This window comes from Pseudomonas sp. FG35, assembly GCF_057809295.1.
The window spans coordinates 105,239-124,621 of record NZ_JBMDJR010000004.1 but is presented as its reverse complement, the minus strand read 5'-3'; the positions used below and the strand labels follow the sequence as shown (position 1 = coordinate 124,621).

Here is a 19,383-nt window from a genome sequence, read left to right as displayed (position 1 = left end):
GATCTCGCGGAACTGCACCTGCATGCCTTCGCTGGTCTGGCGGGCGATTTCCGACGATTGATCGGCGGTGCCACGGGCCTCGGTGATGCTCTGTTTGATCTGGGCGATGGTCGGTTGCAGCTTGTCGAGGAAGCGGTTGAACCAGTTCACCAGTTCGCCCAGTTCGTCTTTCTTGGTGTAGTTCAGGCGCTGGGTCAGGTCGCCTTCGCCGCTGGCGATGTTCTTCAGCATTTCGGCGACGCTGTTGATCGGGCGGGTCACGCCGGAGGCGGTGAGCCAGATCAGCAGCAGACCGATCAGGCCGGCGATCACGGCCACCGCCAACGCGGTAATCATGCCGGTTTGCTGGGCATCGTCGAGCACTGCCTGGAGCTTGACCGAGTCGGCCAGCAGCACTTGTTTCGGCAGGTCGATGACCACGCCCCAGGCCCGGGAGTTGCCAATCGGATCGACCGGGTACACGGCGCGGATCAGGTCGCCCTGTTCGAGAATCTTCGGCGTGCCGGCGCTCAGCAGTTGCAGGATGTCCTTGCCTTCGGCACCGAGGGTTTCGGTGATGCCTTTGCCGACTTTGGTTGCGTCGGTGCTGTAGGCGCCCAGCACGCCGCTGCCGGAGACGATCAGCATGTGTCCGGCACTGTTGAACAGCTCACGCTGGGAATTGACGGCCGCCGCTTGCAGCGCATCCAGGGCAATGTCGATGCCGACCACGCCGATGGCCTTGCCGTCCACCAGCAACGGTACGGAAATGGTGGTCATGAGCATTTCCTTGCCGCCCACGGTATCGGCGTAAGGATCAAGCAGGCAGGTGCGCTTGTTGTCGCGAGGGCAGGTGTACCAGCTGTTGTAAGGCGTGCCGCTGAGGCTGAGGGTGGTCTTGTTCATGTCGTCTTCGACCATGATCGTGTTCAGCGACGGACCCGCAGCACGGCTCCAGTAACTGGCGAAACGCCCCGCCTCGTTGGACTGACGCGCGGCATCGTTGGCGAATTCGCTGTCCTTGCCATCCAGTCCGTTCGGTTCGAACGCCAGCCAGATGCCGAGCACCTTGCTGTTGCGTTCGAAGGCGGTTTTCAGGCTCTGGTTCAACTCTTCACGCAGGGCGCCGGCGTCCAGCGAACGCTTGGCAGCCATGACGCGCATGTCCTTGACCTGGTCGGCCAGGGCGGTGATCACCAGCAGGCTCTCGCCGAAGGTTTTCTGCACTTGCACCGCCTGTTCGGCAGCCTTGGCCTGCAGCAGGTCCTGCACACTGGCGGTGAGCATCTTGCTGCTGGAAGTGCTGACCAGTTCGTCGTTCTGGTTGGTCTGGTAAATATTGATGCCAACGATCAGCGCGACCACACCGAGCAGGCACAGGCCGGAGAGCAGGACGATTTTCAGGCGAATGGACAGAGAGTCGAACATGGGACGTTCTCGCGAATGGATGAGCTGTTGGCTAAGAGGCAGGAAGGTGCCCGGTTCGCCAAATCCATTCAGCGCCATTCAATGCTCATCGGCGCGGGGCGGACAGGCATGAATCACAAGCCGACGAGCGGTCGCGGCTAAACGTTTGCGCGGGTAAATACCCTGAAAACAAGGGGAAAATCAGGAAATTTTCGGCAACGCTTCCGGTCGTGACCAGATCCACAGGTTGCCCATCGTCATCCCCACAATCGCCAGATAGATCGGCCAGCCGTGATCGAGCATCACCAGCATCAGCGTGGCGCACAGCAACATGCTGACCGTGGCGCTGACCTTGGCCTTGCGGGCGATGATCTTGCCGTTGCGCCAGTTGCTCAGGATCGGGCCGAACAGACGATGGTTTTCCAGCCAGGCACTCAGGCGCGGCGAACTGCGGGTCGCGGCCCAGGCAGCGAGCAGGATGAACTCGGTGGTCGGCAGGCCGGGCACGACGATGGCGATCAGGCCGATGCCGAGGCTGACATAGGCGAGCAGGCCGAACAGCAGGCGGGCGAGTCGGGAGGCGGCGGGTTGGGGCATGGGCTCAGCGAGAGACTTATGAAGCGGGATGGGAATCTTACAGGCTTATGCAGTTCCCTGTGGAAGCCAGGCTTCCACAGGAATTAAGCAATCAGGCCGGTTCGGCTTCAGTCGAGTAAGCCTGTTCCAGCAACACGGTGAAGCGGTTGAACGCGTCGATCGCGCCTTGCTCCACTTCGGCTTCCTCTTCAGCGCTGAATTGCAGCGAATCGAGGGTGCGTACAAAGCTCTTCCAGCCTTCGGCACGACCGCCTTCAGGTTCGCCCAGATGACGGGCGCCAAAGGTTTCGCTCAGGTCCAGCGCCACCGCGCGTTTGATCAGGAACGCAGCGCCAAGCTTTGAACCCTCGGACACGAAAATCCAGCCGAGGGCGCGGGCCTTGCTCGGGTTTTTCACCGCGCCGGCGACTGGCGCAGGCACTTCGGTGTCGAGGTCGGCGAGGTCGGCCCTGGCGGCTTCGGCGCGGCAGCGGGCCGGCAGGTCAGGGACGATAGCGGTCAGTTCGGCATCGTTGTACAGCGACACCAGCTCCGACTGGAACAGGTATTGCGCAACCACGAAGCGGGCGAAATTGGCGCGGGTCTCGAACGGCGCGTGGGCCTTGACCAGCGCATCGAGCTTGCTGTGCGGCTCGTGGGTGATCTGGTTCAGGCGTTGCGAACGCAGGGCTTTTTCCGGGGTGCTCATGAGATGTCCTTGAAAAGAAGAGGCGCTTGATAACGAGACGTACGGGCAAGCGCCGGACAGTAAAAAAACCTCACGGCGCGGCCATGCGCGCGCCGTGAGGTCATCCGGATCAGATATCCCAGACCAGATTGATCGCGAAGTTGCGACCCGGCTGGGTCAGGCGATCGAGGTTGGCCGGTTGTGTCACCGACGCTTCGCCGACGCTGTCGTAACCGCGCACGTCATCCCACAGCCAGTATTTCTTGTCGGTCAGGTTGTAGATGCCGCCGCTGACGGTGACGTCGTCGGTGACCTTGTAATAACCGGCCAGATCGAGAATGCCGAAGCCCGGAGTCTTGAACTGACTGCTGACCCCGTCCGGCGATTTGAAGTTGCTGTCGTCGACGCGATCCTTCTTCTTGACCACGGTCCAGCTCAGCAGGCCGCCGTAGTTGTCCTGGTCGTAACCGAGGCCGAACACGCCGGTCAGCGGGTTGACGCTGTTCAACGGCTCGCCGTTGTCGTTGTTGCGTCCGTAGGCGTAGGAGATCGAACCCTGGGTATACAGGCCTTGCGGCGCGCCGAAGGAATCGAGGTTCAGACGACCTTTGACTTCGGCACCCTTGATGGTGGCGTGCTTGATGTTGCTCGACTGGAAGGTCAGCTCGTCGTAGCCAGGGGTGACGGCGTCTTCGTTGATGAAGTCGCGGTACTTGTTATAGAACACCGCCACGTCGAACGAGCCTTGCTCGAAGTTGCCGCGCAGGCCGGTTTCATAGCTTTTGCTCTTTTCCGGCTCCAGGTCCGGGTTCGGTGCCACGTTGTAGCCGGTGGTGCTGTTCTCGAAGCGGCCGTACAGGGCTTTCGCGGTCGGGGTGCGGAAGCCTTCGGCGTACTGACCGTACCAGGTGTAGTTTTCGGTCAGGGCGTAGGTCAGGCCGAATTTCGGCGAGACTTTATGCCATGTCTTGTTCGAATCACTGACCGTGCCATTACCGTCGGCGGCCACGGTGTTGAGGAATTCCTGGGTGATGTGCGGCTTGAGCTGGGTGTAGTCGTAGCGCAGGCCCGGCAGGAAGGTCCAGTTGTTCCAGCTGATCTGATCCTGGGCGAACAGGCTGTAGGTGTTGATGGTCGGGTCCGGGAAGTCGCTGGACTTTTTCAGCACGTCGGCTGCGCTGGTAGCGCCGATGGCGGTGCAGCCGCGACCGACCGCCAGGCACTTGCCGTCGCCGCTGCGCGAGCCGGTGACTTTCTGCTGCTTGATCGTGGTGCCGTAGGTCAGCACGTGATCGGTGTCACCGATGGCGAATGCCTTGTCCAGTTGCGCGTCGAAGACCCACTGTTTTTCTTCGTAGATCGTGTCGCGGGTGCGCAGGACTTTACGGGTGATCGGGTAATAGAACTCGTCGGTGCTCTGGTCGGTCTTGGCGGTCTGGTGGTTGAGGCTCCACTTCACGTTGTCCGCCAGCAGGCTGTCGAGCTCGAAGCTGTGCTCCAGGCCGAAACGCTCGCGGGTGATGGTGTCGTTGCCGGTGCGCCACTGGTACATGCCGCCGGGCAGCACGCTGTTCGGGATCGTCGGAGCACCGTTGAAGTACGGGCCGCCGTAGGCGCTTTTCTGATCGGTGTCGCGATCATCCTTGTACTTTTCGTAGGTCAGGCCCAGGCGCGAACCTTCGTTGTAGTTCCAGCCGATCTTGGCCAGCACGTTGGTGGCTTTCACGTCCTCCGGGTTGGCGGCGGTGCGTTCCAGGCCCGTGCCGTTGTTGCTGCCGTAGGAATCGGTTTCATGACCGTCGCGCTGGCTGTAGTGCAGCAAGCCGTCGAACTGGTCGGCGCGACCGGCGACGGTGGCGGATTTCAGCCAGCTCTCGTCGGCGGAGCTGTAGCCGGTTTTCAGGCGGGCGCCGACGTCTTTGCCGGGCTTGATGATGTCGTCCGGGTCGAGGGTGTAGTAGCTGACCGCGCCGCCGATGGCGTTGCTGCCGTACAGCACCGAGGCCGGGCCGCGAAGAATTTCGACGCGTTTGACGATTTCCGGGTCAACGTAATTGCGCTGAGTCTTGGCGTACGGACCATTGAAGAAACCGTCCGGCACTTCGACGCCGTCGACCTGAGTCAGGATGCGGTCGCCGTCGATGCCGCGAATGTTGTAGCCGCTGATCCCGCCACGCTGGCCGGCGCCGCCCACGGATACGCCCGGCTCGTAGCGCACCAGATCCTTGATGGTGTTGACGTTGTTGCGGTCCAGATCCTGACGGGTCTGCACGGTGACGGTGGCCGGCACGCTATTGATCGACTGTTCCTGGCGGGTGGCGCTGATGGTCACCTGATCCAGGTTGAGTGCGCCGCTGCTGGCGCGTTTTTCCAGCACGACGTTGTTGTTGCTCAGTTTGCGGAAGCTCAGGTTGGTCCCCACCAACAGACGCTCCAGGGCTTTTTCCGGTGGCAGCGAACCGCGCACGCCCGGCGACGACACGTCTTGACCCAGTTCCGCCGGCAAACCGACCTGCCAGCCGGTGACCGCGGTGAACGCATTGAGCGCCGACACCAGCGGCTGCTGGGCAATGGCGAACGAGTAATCGCCCATGTTGCGCGTCGGCTGTTCGGTGGCGGCCATCAGCGGCGCGGTGCCGGCCATCAGGATGGCGGCGGTCAGCAGCGACAGCACGCGGGAAGGGGAAGAAGTCTGGCGGGTAAGGCGAGAGGACATCGATAGCGCTCCGTGTCGCACGAATCTTTATAGGTGCTGATTGATCTCGCGAGATGCGAATCAATTGCATTGGCTATAACGAGACGAACGAGCTTTGGCTATCGAGTAAAAATAATTCTCATTTAGTTCAGAATCACCAGCGCTGGGAATTCCTGAAGCTTGGCCGAGGTGATGTGAGCGAGCGAACGCACCACGTCCAGCGGCTGGTCGAGACGGTAATTGCCAGTGACGGCGACGTCGGCTAACTGTTCGTTGGTGTTGATGATGAAGCCCGGATAGTAGCGGCGCAGTTCCGCCAGCACCTGGTTCAGCGGGCAGTTCTCGAAGATCAGCCGACCCTGCACCCACGCCAGATCGGTAGCGGCGTCGACCTTGGCCGGGTGGTCGAAACCGTTCGGGCCGATGCGGATGCTTTCTCCGGCGGACAGCCGCACCCGTGCATCATCACGGGTCGCACGCAGATCGACATCGCCACGCTGCACCCGCACCTGCGCCACGCCGTCGAGATAACGTACGGCGAACGCGGTGTCGCGCACGCTGGCTTTCACCGGGCCGGCGTCGATTTCCAGCGGCTGACTGCGGCTGGCCGGAATCTCGAAAAATGCTTCGCCCTGATACAGCCGCGCGACCCGCTGCTGATCGTTGATCGTGCTGGAGAAGGCGGAGTTAGTGTTGAGCAGGACCTTCGAACCGTCCTCGAGCTGCAAGCGCTGACGCTCGCCGACCACGGTCAGGTGATCGGCCTGCAGACGCATCGGCAGGTCGCTGAAACTGAATAGCCCGAGCAGCAGCACCGCGGCGGTGGCCAGCGGTTTCCAGTGCGGGCGCAGACGTGTGAGGACGGTGACTTTCTTCGGTTTGGCCGCGAGGTTCTGCGCGCACTGGGCGATCTGCGGGCCGTCCCAGATTGCCTGGGCCCTGGCGAACGCCTCGGCATTCAACGGATCGGCCGCCAGCCAGGCATGGAATTGCCGGGTCTGCTCCTCGTCCGGACTGCCGAGCACGATGAGCCAGTCCAGAGCCTGGTCCATTGCGCTGGCGGCGTCCTGCGCCGATGAAGGCGAAGGGGAGCGGTGGGTGTCCGTCACGGTGTTTCCTCGGCAGTGTCTGTGCACGGCTGTTTTTTTAGTGAAGCGTAAAAGTCGGGCAAGGGTAACAAAGCCCGATGATCAGTGCAGTCGATCCTGAGGTTTACAGAAAAGCCCTACGGCATCAGTCGCCATTCAAACGCTCGGCGACACCGATGCAGATGGTCATGATCAGTTTGAGTTCTTTCTGCACCGTGCTGAGAGAGACGCTCAGTTCTTCGGCGATTTCCTGATAGCTGCGCCCGTGCAGACGGCTGAGGATGAAGATTTGTTGTTGGCGGGGGCTGAGTTCACCGAGGCTCACGTTCAGACGCTCCAGCAATTGTTCGGCGTGGGCGGCGTCTTCGGCGCTGCTGGCGGGGGCGGCGACGCTGTGCACCACGTCCTGCGGCACGTCGTCGACCATGGTGCGTGAATGAATCTTGCGCGCACGCAAATGGTCCAGCGCCAGGTTGCGCGCGGTCTGGAAGACAAAGGGTTCAAGGTGATCGATGGCCCGTTCGCCCAGCGCCCGGGTGACGCGCAGGTAGGTTTCCTGCAACAGGTCTTCGGCGGTGCTGTGGTTGTTGACCATCCGTTCCAGGGTCCGCAGCAGCGAGGTGCGCTGGGCGAGGAAGACGTGATTGAAGTGTGATTGACTCACGGGAGGACCTGATCCATTTCGAGCGAATGATAATGCTTATCATCCGCCCGAATGGTCAAGTGTTGATTTGTCAAAGGTGGGTAAAGCTTTTGCCCGCTCTCAAAAGGGCGGCAGCGGTTTTATTCCGCGTTGCACAGCGCCAGGCAGTTATCGAGCATGCGGTTGGAGAAGCCCCACTCGTTGTCGTACCAGGCAAGTACTTTCAGCAGTTTGCCGCTGGCTTTGGTGTGGTTGGCGTCGAAGATCGACGACAGCGGGTTGTGGTTGAAGTCGCTCGAAACCAGCGGCAGAGTGTTGTAGCCAAGGATCTTCGAATGCTGGCTCGCGGCTTTCATCAGTGCATTGACTTCATCGGCCGAGGCTTCGCGCTTCAACTGCACGGTCAGGTCAACCAGTGACACATTGATCACCGGTACGCGCACGGCCATGCCGGTCAGCTTGCCCGCCAGTTCCGGCAGCACCAGGCCCACGGCTTCGGCAGCGCCGGTCTTGCTCGGGATCATGTTCTGGGTGGCGGAGCGCGCTCGGTACGGGTCGGTGTGATAGACGTCGGTCAGGTTCTGGTCGTTGGTGTAGGCATGAATGGTGGTCATCAGACCGCTTTCGATGCCCAACTCGCGGTGCAGCACTTGCGCGACTGGCGCGAGGCAGTTGGTGGTGCACGACGCGTTGGAAATGATCTGGTGCGACTGGCGCAGAATGTCGTGGTTCACACCGTAAACGACGGTGGCATCGGCGCCTTTGGCCGGGGCCGAGATAATCACTTTGCGTGCGCCGGCGGTAATATGCGCAGCGGCTTTGGCCCGGTCGGTGAACAGACCGGTGCATTCGAACACCACATCAATCTTTTCCGCGGCCCATGGCAGGTCGGCCGGGTTGCGGATGGCGCTGACCGAAATGCGGTCGCCGTTGACGGTCAGGCTCTCGTTGTCATGAGCCACTTCGGCGTCGAATGTGCCATGAACGGTGTCGTACTTGAGCAGATGCGCATTGATCGCGCTGTCGCCCAGATCGTTGATGGCGACGATCTGCAAATCCTGACGATAGCCTTGGGTATACAGTGCGCGCAGGACATTACGGCCGATGCGGCCAAAACCATTGATTGCGATTCGAAGAGTCATTGAACAGCGCCGCCGTCGTTTTGTTGTTGGAATTACAAGATTATTCGCATAAAAATAGAAAACAAGCCTTTTTAGTGGCAATATTTTGTTTTATCTACAACGAGTGACCTGAATCAACTGGTCCGAATGATCAACAAAACCGTTCGTCATCCCACGCGAACGGGCTTTTGATCAGCATAGACAATCAGGTCGCCACATCCGTTAGCCTGGAGTTCTACACATGCATCCCCGCGTTCTTGAGGTCACCGAACGGCTTATCGCCCGCAGCCGCGCCACGCGTCAGGCTTACCTTGCGCTGATTCGCGGCGCTGCAACTGACGGGCCGATGCGCGGCAAACTGCAATGCGCCAACTTCGCCCACGGCGTGGCCGGGTGTGGCAGCGAAGACAAGCACAGCCTGCGGATGATGAACTCGGCCAACATCGCGATTGTTTCGTCATATAACGACATGCTCTCGGCGCACCAGCCGTACGAAGTCTTCCCGGAGCAGATCAAGAACGCCCTGCGCGAAATCGGCTCGGTCGGCCAGTTCGCCGGCGGCACGCCTGCGATGTGCGACGGCGTGACCCAGGGTGAACCGGGCATGGAACTCAGCCTGCCGAGCCGCGAAGTGATCGCGATGTCGACGGCGGTGGCGCTGTCCCACAACATGTTCGACGGCGCGCTGATGCTCGGCATCTGCGACAAGATCGTGCCGGGCCTGATGATGGGCTCCCTGCGTTTCGGTCACCTGCCGACGATTTTCGTCCCGGGCGGGCCGATGGTCTCGGGGATTTCCAACAAGGAAAAAGCCGACGTGCGGCAGAAGTACGCCGAAGGCAAGGCGACCCGCGAAGAGCTGCTGGAATCGGAGATGAAGTCCTACCACAGCCCGGGCACCTGCACCTTCTACGGCACCGCCAACACCAACCAGTTGCTGATGGAAGTGATGGGCCTGCACCTGCCGGGCGCATCGTTCGTCAATCCGAACACCCCGCTGCGTGAGGCGCTGACCCGCGAAGCCGCGCATCAGGTCACCCGCCTGACCAAACAGAACGGCAACTTCATGCCGATCGGTGAAATCGTCGACGAGAAGGCGCTGGTCAACTCGATCGTCGCGCTGCACGCCACCGGCGGCTCGACCAACCACACCCTGCACATGCCGGCCATCGCCATGGCGGCGGGCATTCAACTGACCTGGCAGGACATGGCCGACCTCTCCGAAGTCGTGCCGACCCTGAGCCACGTTTATCCAAACGGCAAGGCTGACATCAACCACTTCCAGGCAGCGGGCGGCATGTCGTTCCTGATCCGCGAACTGCTCGAAGCCGGCCTGCTGCACGAAGACGTCAACACCGTGCTCGGCCACGGCCTGAGCCAGTACACCAAGGAGCCGTTCCTCGATAACGGCAAGTTGGTGTGGCGCGAAGGCCCGACCGACAGCCTCGACGAAAACATCCTGCGCCCGGTGGCCCGTGCGTTCTCGGCAGAGGGCGGCTTGCGCGTGATGGAGGGCAACCTCGGTCGCGGCGTGATGAAAGTGTCCGCCGTCGCGCTGGAAAACCAGATCGTCGAAGCGCCGGCCATGGTGTTCCAGGATCAGCAGGATCTGGCCGACGCCTTCAAGGCCGGTTTGCTGGAGAAGGATTTTGTCGCGGTGATGCGCTTCCAGGGCCCGCGCTCCAACGGCATGCCGGAACTGCACAAGATGACGCCGTTCCTCGGCGTGCTGCAGGATCGAGGCTTCAAGGTGGCGTTGGTGACAGACGGGCGCATGTCCGGCGCTTCGGGGAAAATCCCGGCGGCGATTCACGTCAGCCCCGAGGCTTATGTCGGCGGCGCTTTGGCGCGCGTGCAAGAGGGCGATATCATCCGCGTCGATGGCGTCAAAGGCACTTTGGAACTCAAGGTGGACGCCGCCGAATTCGCAGCGCGCGAACCCGCCAAAGGCCTGTTGGGCAACAACATCGGCAGCGGTCGCGAACTGTTTGGCTTCATGCGTTTGGCCTTCAGCTCGGCGGAGCAGGGCGCCAGCGCCTTCACTTCTGCCCTGGAGACGCTTAATTGAAACTGGCTTTGGTCGGTGACATCGGAGGCACCAACGCGCGGTTTGCGTTGTGGAAAGATCAGCAGCTCGAATCGGTTCAGGTGCTGGCCACGGCCGACCATGCCAGCCCGGAAGAGGCGATCAGCCTCTACCTCAGCAGGCTCGGTCTGGCGCCGGGCGCCATCGGTTCGGTGTGCCTGTCGGTGGCGGGGCCGGTGAGCGGCGATGAATTCAAGTTTACCAACAACCATTGGCGCCTGAGCCGCAAGGCGTTCTGCCAGACCTTGCAGGTCGAGCAGCTGTTGCTGGTCAACGACTTCTCGGCGATGGCGTTGGGCATGACCCGTTTGCAGCCGGGCGAATTTCGTGTGGTCTGCGAGGGCACGCCGGAGCCATTGCGCCCGGCGGTAGTGATCGGCCCTGGCACTGGCCTGGGCGTCGGCACCTTGCTTGATCTCGGCGAAGGGCGGTTTGCCGCGTTGCCGGGCGAGGGCGGTCATGTCGATCTGCCGCTGAGCAGTCCGCGTGAAACCCAGCTCTGGCAGCACATCCACAACGAGATCGGCCACGTCAGCGCGGAAACCGCGTTGAGCGGCGGCGGCTTGCCGCGGGTCTACCGGGCGATCTGCGCGGTGGATGGTCATGAACCGAAACTCGATACGCCGGAAGCCATCACTGCGGCGGGGCTTGCAGGCGACCCGATTGCCCTGGAAGTGCTGGAGCAGTTCTGCTGCTGGCTCGGTCGCGTGGCCGGCAACAACGTGCTGACCACGGGCGGCCGTGGCGGGGTGTACATCGTGGGCGGCGTGATTCCGCGTTTTGCCGATTTCTTCCTCGAAAGCGGTTTCGCCCGCAGTTTTGCCGACAAGGGCTGCATGAGCGATTACTTCAAGGGGATTCCGGTGTGGCTGGTGACGGCGCCGTACTCGGGGCTCGTCGGTGCAGGAGTGGCGCTCGAACAATCCGGTCAATGATCATTCCCACGCCGGGCGTGGGAACCCTCGACACATCAGGCATAATCCGCCCAATTCCAACAACAAGGATGCCTTCGAAGTGAGCTCAGTCAACAAGTCGATTTTGTTGGTCGATGACGACCAGGAGATACGCGAGTTGCTGGAAACCTACCTGACCCGCGCGGGTTTTCAGGTACGGGCCACGGCGGATGGCGCCGGTTTTCGTCAGGCGCTTAACGAGGCGCCGAGCGATCTGGTGATCCTCGATGTGATGCTGCCGGATGAAGATGGCTTCAGCCTGTGCCGCTGGGTGCGCCAGCATCCGCGTCAGGCCCAGGTGCCGATCATCATGCTCACCGCCAGTTCCGACGAAGCCGACCGGGTCATCGGCCTGGAGCTCGGCGCCGACGATTACCTCGGCAAACCTTTCAGCCCCCGCGAACTGCAGGCCCGGATCAAGGCCCTGCTGCGCCGCGCCCAATTCGGCCAGGAACGCGGCGGCAGTGAAGTGCTGGCGTTCGATGAATGGCGGCTGGACATGGTCAGCCATCGGCTGTTTCACGCCGACGGCGAGGAGGTGATTCTGTCCGGCGCCGACTTCGCCCTGTTGAAACTGTTTCTTGATCATCCCCAGGAAATCCTCGACCGCGACACCATCGGCAACGCCACCCGTGGCCGCGACCTGATGCCCCTCGACCGCATCGTCGACATGGCCGTCAGCCGTTTGCGCCAGCGTCTGCGCGACACCGAAAAACCGCCGCGCCTGATCCGCACCGTGCGTGGCAGCGGCTACCAACTGGCAGCCAATGTGGTTGCCGGCAATGGTCACTGAGTTCCTGCGCACCACCGCGCGCAAAGTGCCGATGCCGCGTTCGCTGCTCGGGCGGATGCTGCTGCTGACGTTGCTCGCGGTGTTGTTCGCCCAGACGCTGTCCAGCGTGATCTGGGTGTCCCAATTGCGCGCGACCCAGCTCGAAGGCCTGGTCACCAGCGCCCGCAGCCTCGCCCATTCGATGACCGCCAGCGTCAGTTATTTCCGCTCGTTGCCGGTGGCTTATCGGCCGCTGGTGCTCGACCAATTGCGCAGCATGGGCGGCACGCGTTTTGTGGTGACACTGAATGACAAACCGCTGGGCATGGAGGTGTTGCCGGTGACGCCGCGCAAGGCCGCGGTGCTGAAAGCGGTGGATGAAGTGCTGCGCCAGTCGCTGGGCCAGGACACCGACATTCTGGTGACCTTCGTCAGCCCCGATGACTTACGGATCTTCAACGCCGGGTTGAAACTTGATGAGTTGCCGCGTTCGTGGGCGCATTACGCGTTGACCCTGGAACCGGTGAATCCACCGGTGCTGGTGACCCAGATTCAATTGGCGCCGGGTGAATGGCTGTACATCGCCTCGCTGCTGCCCGAACCCTACACCAGTCTTGAAGAACAGGGTCTGCCGACCCAGCAAGTGTGGTTCATCGTCTTCACCAGTGGTTTTCTGTTGTTGTTCATCGGTCTGCTGGTGCACTGGCAGAGCCGGCCGCTAAAGCGTCTGGCGCGAGCCGCGCGGGATTTGTCGCTGGGCGCCGACGTCGAGCCGGTGGCCGAGGGCGGCGGCAGTGAAGTGGTCGAAGTGGGCCGCGCCTTCAACACCATGCGCGAACGCATCAGCCGTTACCTGACCGAGCGTAGTCAGTTGTTCAGCGCGATTTCCCATGACCTGCGCACGCCGATCACCCGTTTGCGTCTGCGGGTCGAACTGCTGGAAGACGAACAGCTGCAAACCAAGTTCGGCCGTGACCTGGATGAATTGGAGCTGTTGGTCAAAGGCGCGCTGCAATGCGTGAAAGACACCGACATCCACGAAAACATCGAGCCGGTGGATCTCAATCATGTACTCGACTGCCTGGTGGAACCGTATCTGGCGCCCAACGGCAATGGCCGCGTGACCCAGCAGGGGCGGGCGCTGGCGGCGTATCCGGGCAAGCCATTGGCGCTCAAGCGCTGCATCGGCAACCTGATCGACAACGCGTTGAAGTACGGCCAGAACGCGCACCTGCACATCGATGACGACGAAAGCGCATTCGTGCTGCATGTCGACGATGAAGGGCCGGGCGTGCCGGAGCAGCGGCTGGAGCAGGTGTTCGAGCCGCACTTCCGCTTGGCGGGACAGCAGCAGGGTTACGGGCTGGGGTTGGGGATCGCCCGCAACATTGCTCATAGCCATGGGGGGGAGGTGACGTTGCAGAATCTGCGTGAGGGTGGATTACGCGTGACCCTGCAATTGCCGCGTTCGGCGGATTGATCTGATTGTCACCGCTCGGTGACAAAACCCGCCCCCTTCGTTACAAGACCCTCCCGGCCCGTTGTTTAGACTGCCCGCAGTCATAACAACAAAAAAGGCCACCCATGGATCACTTCAATCCGGGCTTCAGCAGTTGGCTGAACGCCCCTGCCCACCAGCAATGGCTCGCCGATGAAGGCCTGCGCCTGCTGGCGTTCGCCAAGGCTTCACGGTTGCCCGAGGGCTTTGGCAATCTCGATGAGCGCGGCCAGCTTCAGGCCGGCGCGCAAGCCGAAACCATGAACACCGCGCGCATGACCCACAGCTTCGCCATGGCCCACATTCAGGGCCTGCCGGGATTCGCCGAGCTGGTCGATCACGGCATTGCGGCCCTGCGCGGCCCGTTGCGTGATGCGCTGCACGGTGGCTGGTTCGCCGTCGCCGAACACCGTGATGGCAACACCGGCAAGAACGCCTATCTGCATGCTTTCGTCGCGCTCGCGGCCAGTTCCGCTGTGGTCGCCCAGCGTCCCGGCGCGCAGGCGTTGCTGGATGACGCCATCGACATCATCGACACGTATTTCTGGAGCGAAGAAGAGGGCGCCATGCGCGAGTTCTTCAATCGCGACTGGCGCGAAGAGGAAGCCTATCGCGGCGCCAACAGCAACATGCACGCCACCGAAGCGTTCCTCGCTTTGGCCGATGTCACCGACGACCCGCGCTGGCTGGTGCGTGCGCAGCGCATCGTCGAGCGGGTGATTCACGGGCACGCCGCTGCCAACGATTACCTGGTGATCGAGCATTTCGACCGCAACTGGCAGCCGCTGCGCGACTACAACCATGACAATCCCGCCGACGGTTTCCGTCCCTACGGCACCACGCCGGGGCACGGTTTCGAGTGGGCGCGGCTGTTGCTGCACCTCGAAGCCGCGCGGGTCCAGGCTGGCATGCTCACCCCCGGCTGGCTGGCCACCGACGCGCAAAAGCTGTTCGAACAAAACTGCCGCCATGGCTGGGACGTCGACGGTGCGCCGGGCATCGTTTATACCCTCGACTGGAACAACAAAGCCGTGGTGCGCCATCGCCTGCACTGGACCCACGCCGAGGCCAGCGCTGCCGCCAGTGCCTTGCTCAAACGCACCGGCGATGCGCAGTACGAAACCTGGTATCGCCTGTTCTGGGAATTTTGCGAAACGTATTTCATCGACCGCTGCGACGGCAGCTGGCATCACGAACTTGACCCGCAAAACCGCCCGAGCGCCGATATCTGGGCGGGCAAACCGGATCTGTACCACGCCTGGCAGGCCGTGCTGATTCCGCGTCTGCCGCTGGCGCCGAGCATGGCCAGTGCTCTGGCACACCTGTCTCGAAGCGTTCCTGTGTAACCATGTGGTGACATTCGCGCGTCCCTTCGTTACCTGCGGGGGGAAACGCTCTGTTTAAACTCGTGTGCAGCGCAAGCACCAGACTTGCATGCATAACAACAAGAAAGGTACATCTCAGATGAATGCGATTTCTCGCCTCGCTACTGTCATTTCTGTCGCCTCCCTGTTCCCGCTCGCTGTGCTGCCCCTGAGTGTTTCCGCTGCCGAATCCAAAGGTTCGGTGGAAGTCGTGCATTGGTGGACGTCCGGTGGCGAAAAAGCTGCCGTCGATGTGCTCAAGGCACAAGTCGAGAAAGACGGTTTCACCTGGAAAGACGGCGCTGTCGCCGGCGGTGGCGGTGCGACTGCCATGACCGTGCTGAAAAGCCGCGCGGTAGCCGGCAACCCGCCGGGCGTTGCCCAGATCAAAGGCCCGGACATCCAGGAATGGGCGTCGACCGGTCTGCTCGACACTGACGTCCTGAAAGACGTTTCCAAGTCCGAGAAGTGGGACAGCCTGCTCGACAAGAAAGTCTCCGACACCGTGAAGTTCGAAGGTGATTACGTAGCCGTACCGGTGAACATTCACCGCGTGAACTGGCTGTGGATCAACCCGGAAGTCTTCAAGAAAGCCGGTATCGAAAAAGCCCCGACCACCCTCGAAGAATTCTACGCCGCCGGCGACAAGCTGAAAGCGGCGGGCTTCATTCCGCTGGCCCACGGCGGTCAGCCATGGCAGGACAGCACCGTGTTCGAAGCGGTCGTGCTGTCGGTGATGGGTGTTGATGGTTACAAGAAAGCCCTGGTCGACCTGGACAACGCTGCCCTGACCGGCCCGGAAATGGTCAAGGCCCTGACCGAGCTGAAGAAAGTCGCGACCTACATGGACCAGGACGGCAAAGGCCAGGACTGGAACCTGGAAGCGGCCAAGGTCATCAACGGCAAGGCCGGCATGCAGATCATGGGTGACTGGGCCAAGTCCGAATGGACCGCCGCCAAGAAAGTCGCCGGCAAGGACTACGAGTGCGTAGCGTTCCCGGGCACCGACAAGGCGTTCACCTACAACATCGACTCCCTGGCCGTGTTCAAGCAGAAGGACGCGGGCACCGCGGCCGGTCAGCAGGACATCGCCAAAGTCGTGCTGGGTGAAAACTTCCAGAAAGTCTTCAGCATCAACAAGGGCTCGATCCCGGTGCGTAACGACATGCTCGCCGACATGGGCAAGTACGGTTTCGACTCCTGCGCGCAGACCGCTGCCAAAGACTTCCTGGCAGACGCCAAGAACGGTGGCTTGCAGCCAAGCATGGCGCACAACATGGCGACCACGCTGGCCGTGCAGGGTGCGTTCTTTGATGTCGTGACCAACTACATCAACGACCCGAAAGCCGACCCGGCCGACGCTGCGAAGAAACTCGGCACCGCCATCAAGGCTGCCAAGTAACGTCAGCGTAGAGCAGCTGCAAGCTTCAGGTCGCGCATCGGCCTGAAGCCTGCAGTTTGCAGCGGTCCTTCATTTTCTTTACTGGATCTTCCCATGAGTTCTGTTGCTGTGTTCAGCAAGGCCTCGCCGTTCGACGCATTGCAGCGCTGGCTACCGAAACTGGTGCTGGCGCCGAGCATGTTCATCGTTCTGGTGGGCTTCTATGGCTATATCCTCTGGACGTTTGTCCTGTCGTTCACCACGTCGACCTTCCTGCCGAACTACAAATGGGCAGGCCTGGCGCAATACGAGCGCCTGTTCGACAACGACCGCTGGTGGGTGGCGAGCAAGAACCTGGCCGTGTTCGGCGGCATGTTCATCGGTATCACCCTGGTGATCGGCGTATTGCTGGCAGTGTTCCTCGACCAGCGGATCCGTCGCGAGGGCTTTATCCGCACCATTTACCTGTACCCGATGGCGCTCTCGATGATCGTCACCGGTACCGCGTGGAAATGGCTGCTCAACCCGGGCATGGGCCTGGACAAATTGCTGCGGGACTGGGGCTGGGAAGGCTTCCGTCTCGACTGGCTGATCGACCCGGATCGCGTGGTGTATTGCCTGGTGATCGCGGCGGTCTGGCAAGCTTCGGGCTTCATCATGGCGATGTTCCTCGCCGGTCTGCGTGGCGTTGATCAGTCGATCATCCGTGCCGCCCAGATCGACGGCGCGAGCATGCCGCGCATCTACTGGAAAGTGGTGCTGCCAAGCCTGCGTCCGGTGTTCTTCAGTGCGGTGATGATCCTGGCGCACATCGCGATCAAGAGCTTCGACCTGGTAGCGGCCATGACGGCCGGCGGCCCGGGTTATTCCTCCGATTTGCCGGCGATGTTCATGTACTCGTTCACCTTCAGCCGTGGACAAATGGGCATGGGTTCGGCCAGTGCAATCCTGATGCTCGGTGCGATCCTCGCGATCATCGTGCCTTACCTGTACTCCGAGCTGAGGACCAAGCGTCATGACTAGTCTCGCTTCGAAACCCGCCATCAGCCTGAGTCGCGTCGCGATTTACGCGGTGCTGATCCTCGCGGTCCTGCTGTATCTGGTACCGCTGGTGGTCATGCTGCTGACCAGCTTCAAGACCCCGGAAGACATCTCCACCGGCAACCTGCTGAGCTGGCCGACCGTGGTCAGCGGCATCGGCTGGGTGAAAGCCTGGGCGACCGTTGACGGCTACTTCTGGAACTCGATCAAGATCACCGTTCCGGCCGTGATCATCTCCACCGCCATCGGTGCGTTGAACGGTTATGTACTGTCGTTCTGGCGCTTCCGTGGTTCGCAGCTGTTTTTCGGCCTGTTGCTGTTCGGCTGCTTCCTGCCGTTCCAGACCGTGCTGCTGCCGGCCTCGTTCACCCTCGGCAAGATGGGCCTGGCGAGTACGACCACCGGCCTTGTGTTCATCCATGTGGTCTACGGTCTGGCGTTCACCACGCTGTTCTTCCGTAACTACTACGTGAGCATTCCGGATGCGCTGATCAAAGCGGCACGTCTCGATGGCGCGGGCTTCTTCACGATCTTCCGCCAGATCATCCTGCCGATGTCCACCCCGATCATCATGGTCTGCCTGATCTGGCAGTTCACCCAGATCTGGAACGACTTCCTGTTCGGCGTGGTGTTCTCCAGCGGTGATTCGCAACCGATCACGGTGGCGCTGAACAACCTGGTCAACACCAGCACCGGGGCCAAGGAATACAACGTGGATATGGCGGCGGCGATGATCGCCGGGCTGCCGACCCTGCTGGTCTATGTGGTCGCAGGCAAGTATTTCGTGCGCGGGCTGACGGCCGGCGCAGTCAAGGGGTAATCATGGCTACGCTCGAACTTCGCAATGTAAACAAGACCTACGGTGCCGGCCTGCCGGACACCCTGAAGAACATCGAACTGTCGATCAAGGACGGTGAGTTCCTGATCCTCGTCGGGCCTTCGGGCTGCGGCAAGTCGACCCTGATGAACTGCATCGCCGGCCTGGAAACCATCACCGGCGGCGCGATCATGATCGGTGACCAGGACGTCAGCGGCATGAGCCCCAAGGATCGTGACATCGCCATGGTGTTCCAGTCCTACGCGCTGTACCCGACCATGAGCGTGCGCGAGAACATCGAGTTCGGTCTGAAGATCCGCAAGATGAGCCAGTCGGCGATCGACGAAGAAGTCGCCCGCGTGGCCAAGCTGTTGCAGATCGAGCACCTGCTCAATCGCAAGCCGGGCCAGCTCTCCGGCGGTCAGCAACAGCGCGTGGCGATGGGCCGTGCGCTGGCGCGTCGACCGAAGATCTACCTGTTTGACGAACCGCTGTCCAACCTCGACGCCAAGCTGCGCGTCGAGATGCGCACCGAAATGAAACTGATGCACCAGCGCCTGAAAACCACCACGGTCTACGTGACCCACGACCAGATCGAAGCGATGACCCTGGGCGACAAAGTGGCGGTGATGAAGGACGGGATCATCCAGCAGTTCGGTACGCCGAAAGAGATCTACAACGACCCGGCCAACCTGTTCGTGGCGAGCTTCATCGGTTCGCCGCCGATGAACTTCATCCCGCTGCGCCTGCAACGCAAGGACGGCCGTCTGGTGGCGCTGCTCGACAGCGGCCAGGCCCGTTGCGAATTGCCGATGGCGATGCAGGACGCCGGTCTCGAAGACCGCGAAGTGATCCTCGGCCTGCGCCCGGAGCAGATTGTCCTGGCCAATGGCGAGGGCAATGGCTTGCCGAGCATCAAGGCTGAAGTGCAGGTCACCGAGCCGACCGGTCCGGACACCCTGGTGTTCGTCAACCTCAACGACACCAAGGTCTGCTGCCGTCTGGCGCCGGATGTGGCGCCGCAGGTGGGTGAGACCCTGACCCTGCAATTCGATCCGTCGAAAGTGCTGCTGTTCGATGCCAAGTCCGGCGAGCGCCTGGGGGTTGCGGGCCTGCCGAAAACCGAGTCGCACAGCGCCAACGTGGCCCAGTTCAAGGGTCGCTGATCAACAAATGCGGGAGCGGGCTCGCCCGTTTCCGCAGGGAGCACGCGGTGCGTGGCCTGTCGCGCGCCGCATCAGATGTAAACCGCGTTAGATAAGAAGAACAGTTAA

Annotated in this window: 15 protein-coding genes and 1 pseudogene; 9 read left to right on the top strand and 7 right to left on the bottom strand. The window is 61.7% G+C overall.

The genetic code is table 11. The features are described from left to right. Positions 1–126 precede the first annotated feature (126 nt). The 7 genes and pseudogenes from ACODTD_RS09690 to gap form a co-directional block, all read right to left on the bottom strand. Positions 127–1,134, bottom strand: a pseudogene (locus ACODTD_RS09690) (methyl-accepting chemotaxis protein); the annotation flags it as partial. A gap of 453 nt (positions 1,135–1,587) precedes the next feature. Next, positions 1,588–1,983, bottom strand: a complete 396-nt coding sequence (locus ACODTD_RS09685; protein ID WP_011335620.1) for a YbaN family protein — start codon at positions 1,981–1,983, stop codon at positions 1,588–1,590. A 91-nt stretch (positions 1,984–2,074) separates the two neighbouring features. Next, entirely contained in the window at positions 2,075–2,671 is a 597-nt protein-coding gene (locus tag ACODTD_RS09680; protein ID WP_011335619.1) for a biliverdin-producing heme oxygenase, read from the bottom strand. Between the two features lie 109 nt (positions 2,672–2,780). Then, positions 2,781–5,366 (bottom strand): TonB-dependent receptor, encoded by a 2,586-nt coding sequence (locus ACODTD_RS09675; RefSeq protein WP_285354197.1) that lies wholly within the window; start codon positions 5,364–5,366, stop codon positions 2,781–2,783. A gap of 122 nt (positions 5,367–5,488) precedes the next feature. Then, complete coding sequence (locus ACODTD_RS09670; RefSeq protein WP_011335617.1) at positions 5,489–6,454, bottom strand: FecR family protein; 966 nt, start codon at positions 6,452–6,454, stop codon at positions 5,489–5,491. Between the two features lie 124 nt (positions 6,455–6,578). After that, positions 6,579–7,097, bottom strand: a complete 519-nt coding sequence (locus tag ACODTD_RS09665) for an RNA polymerase sigma factor (protein WP_201816208.1) — start codon at positions 7,095–7,097, stop codon at positions 6,579–6,581. Positions 7,098–7,216: 119 nt separating this feature from the next. Beyond that, a complete protein-coding gene (gap, locus tag ACODTD_RS09660; protein WP_085689348.1) occupies positions 7,217–8,218 on the bottom strand; it encodes a type I glyceraldehyde-3-phosphate dehydrogenase in 1,002 nt (333 codons plus the stop codon). A 220-nt stretch (positions 8,219–8,438) separates the two neighbouring features. Between gap and edd the strand changes: the two genes are divergently transcribed. The 9 genes from edd (at position 8,439) to ACODTD_RS09615 (ending at position 19,275) form a co-directional block, all read left to right on the top strand. After that, positions 8,439–10,265 (top strand): phosphogluconate dehydratase, encoded by a 1,827-nt coding sequence (gene edd / locus ACODTD_RS09655; protein WP_085745187.1) that lies wholly within the window; start codon positions 8,439–8,441, stop codon positions 10,263–10,265. Next, positions 10,262–11,218, top strand: a complete 957-nt coding sequence (locus ACODTD_RS09650) for a glucokinase (protein ID WP_489104789.1) — start codon at positions 10,262–10,264, stop codon at positions 11,216–11,218. Before edd ends, ACODTD_RS09650 begins: the two co-directional genes overlap by 4 nt. Before the next feature lie 79 nt (positions 11,219–11,297). Next, positions 11,298–12,029, top strand: coding sequence for a response regulator (locus ACODTD_RS09645; RefSeq protein WP_011335612.1), 732 nt, complete (start codon positions 11,298–11,300; stop codon positions 12,027–12,029). Positions 12,030–12,060: 31 nt separating this feature from the next. Then, positions 12,061–13,488, top strand: a complete 1,428-nt coding sequence (locus tag ACODTD_RS09640) for an ATP-binding protein (protein WP_170929703.1) — start codon at positions 12,061–12,063, stop codon at positions 13,486–13,488. A 104-nt stretch (positions 13,489–13,592) separates the two neighbouring features. Beyond that, positions 13,593–14,852, top strand: coding sequence for a D-mannose isomerase (locus ACODTD_RS09635; RefSeq protein ID WP_201816202.1), 1,260 nt, complete (start codon positions 13,593–13,595; stop codon positions 14,850–14,852). Between the two features lie 118 nt (positions 14,853–14,970). Next, complete coding sequence (locus ACODTD_RS09630) at positions 14,971–16,272, top strand: ABC transporter substrate-binding protein (RefSeq protein WP_007951167.1); 1,302 nt, start codon at positions 14,971–14,973, stop codon at positions 16,270–16,272. A gap of 93 nt (positions 16,273–16,365) precedes the next feature. Beyond that, positions 16,366–17,274 (top strand): carbohydrate ABC transporter permease, encoded by a 909-nt coding sequence (locus tag ACODTD_RS09625; RefSeq protein WP_011335609.1) that lies wholly within the window; start codon positions 16,366–16,368, stop codon positions 17,272–17,274. Then, positions 17,267–18,112 carry a carbohydrate ABC transporter permease gene (locus ACODTD_RS09620; RefSeq protein ID WP_011335608.1) on the top strand — a complete coding sequence of 282 codons (846 nt, stop codon included), beginning with the start codon at positions 17,267–17,269 and terminating at the stop codon, positions 18,110–18,112. The genes ACODTD_RS09625 and ACODTD_RS09620 overlap by 8 nt, the downstream gene beginning before the upstream one ends. Before the next feature lie 2 nt (positions 18,113–18,114). Further along, entirely contained in the window at positions 18,115–19,275 is a 1,161-nt protein-coding gene (locus ACODTD_RS09615; protein ID WP_064383728.1) for an ABC transporter ATP-binding protein, read from the top strand. Positions 19,276–19,383: the final 108 nt, after the last annotated feature.

Excerpts from the sequence above, each read along its gene's own strand:
- gap (WP_085689348.1), bottom strand. The coding sequence starts at position 8,218 with ATGACTCTTCGAATCGCAATCAATGGTTTTGGCCGCATCGGCCGTAAT.
- ACODTD_RS09640 (WP_170929703.1), top strand. The coding sequence starts at position 12,061 with ATGCCGCGTTCGCTGCTCGGGCGGATGCTGCTGCTGACGTTGCTCGCG.
- ACODTD_RS09680 (WP_011335619.1), bottom strand. The coding sequence starts at position 2,671 with ATGAGCACCCCGGAAAAAGCCCTGCGTTCGCAACGCCTGAACCAGATC.
- ACODTD_RS09625 (WP_011335609.1), top strand. The coding sequence starts at position 16,366 with ATGAGTTCTGTTGCTGTGTTCAGCAAGGCCTCGCCGTTCGACGCATTG.
- ACODTD_RS09620 (WP_011335608.1), top strand. The coding sequence starts at position 17,267 with ATGACTAGTCTCGCTTCGAAACCCGCCATCAGCCTGAGTCGCGTCGCG.
- ACODTD_RS09675 (WP_285354197.1), bottom strand. The coding sequence starts at position 5,366 with ATGTCCTCTCGCCTTACCCGCCAGACTTCTTCCCCTTCCCGCGTGCTG.
- ACODTD_RS09635 (WP_201816202.1), top strand. The coding sequence starts at position 13,593 with ATGGATCACTTCAATCCGGGCTTCAGCAGTTGGCTGAACGCCCCTGCC.
- ACODTD_RS09630 (WP_007951167.1), top strand. The coding sequence starts at position 14,971 with ATGAATGCGATTTCTCGCCTCGCTACTGTCATTTCTGTCGCCTCCCTG.
- ACODTD_RS09685 (WP_011335620.1), bottom strand. The coding sequence starts at position 1,983 with ATGCCCCAACCCGCCGCCTCCCGACTCGCCCGCCTGCTGTTCGGCCTG.
- ACODTD_RS09615 (WP_064383728.1), top strand. The coding sequence starts at position 18,115 with ATGGCTACGCTCGAACTTCGCAATGTAAACAAGACCTACGGTGCCGGC.
- edd (WP_085745187.1), top strand. The coding sequence starts at position 8,439 with ATGCATCCCCGCGTTCTTGAGGTCACCGAACGGCTTATCGCCCGCAGC.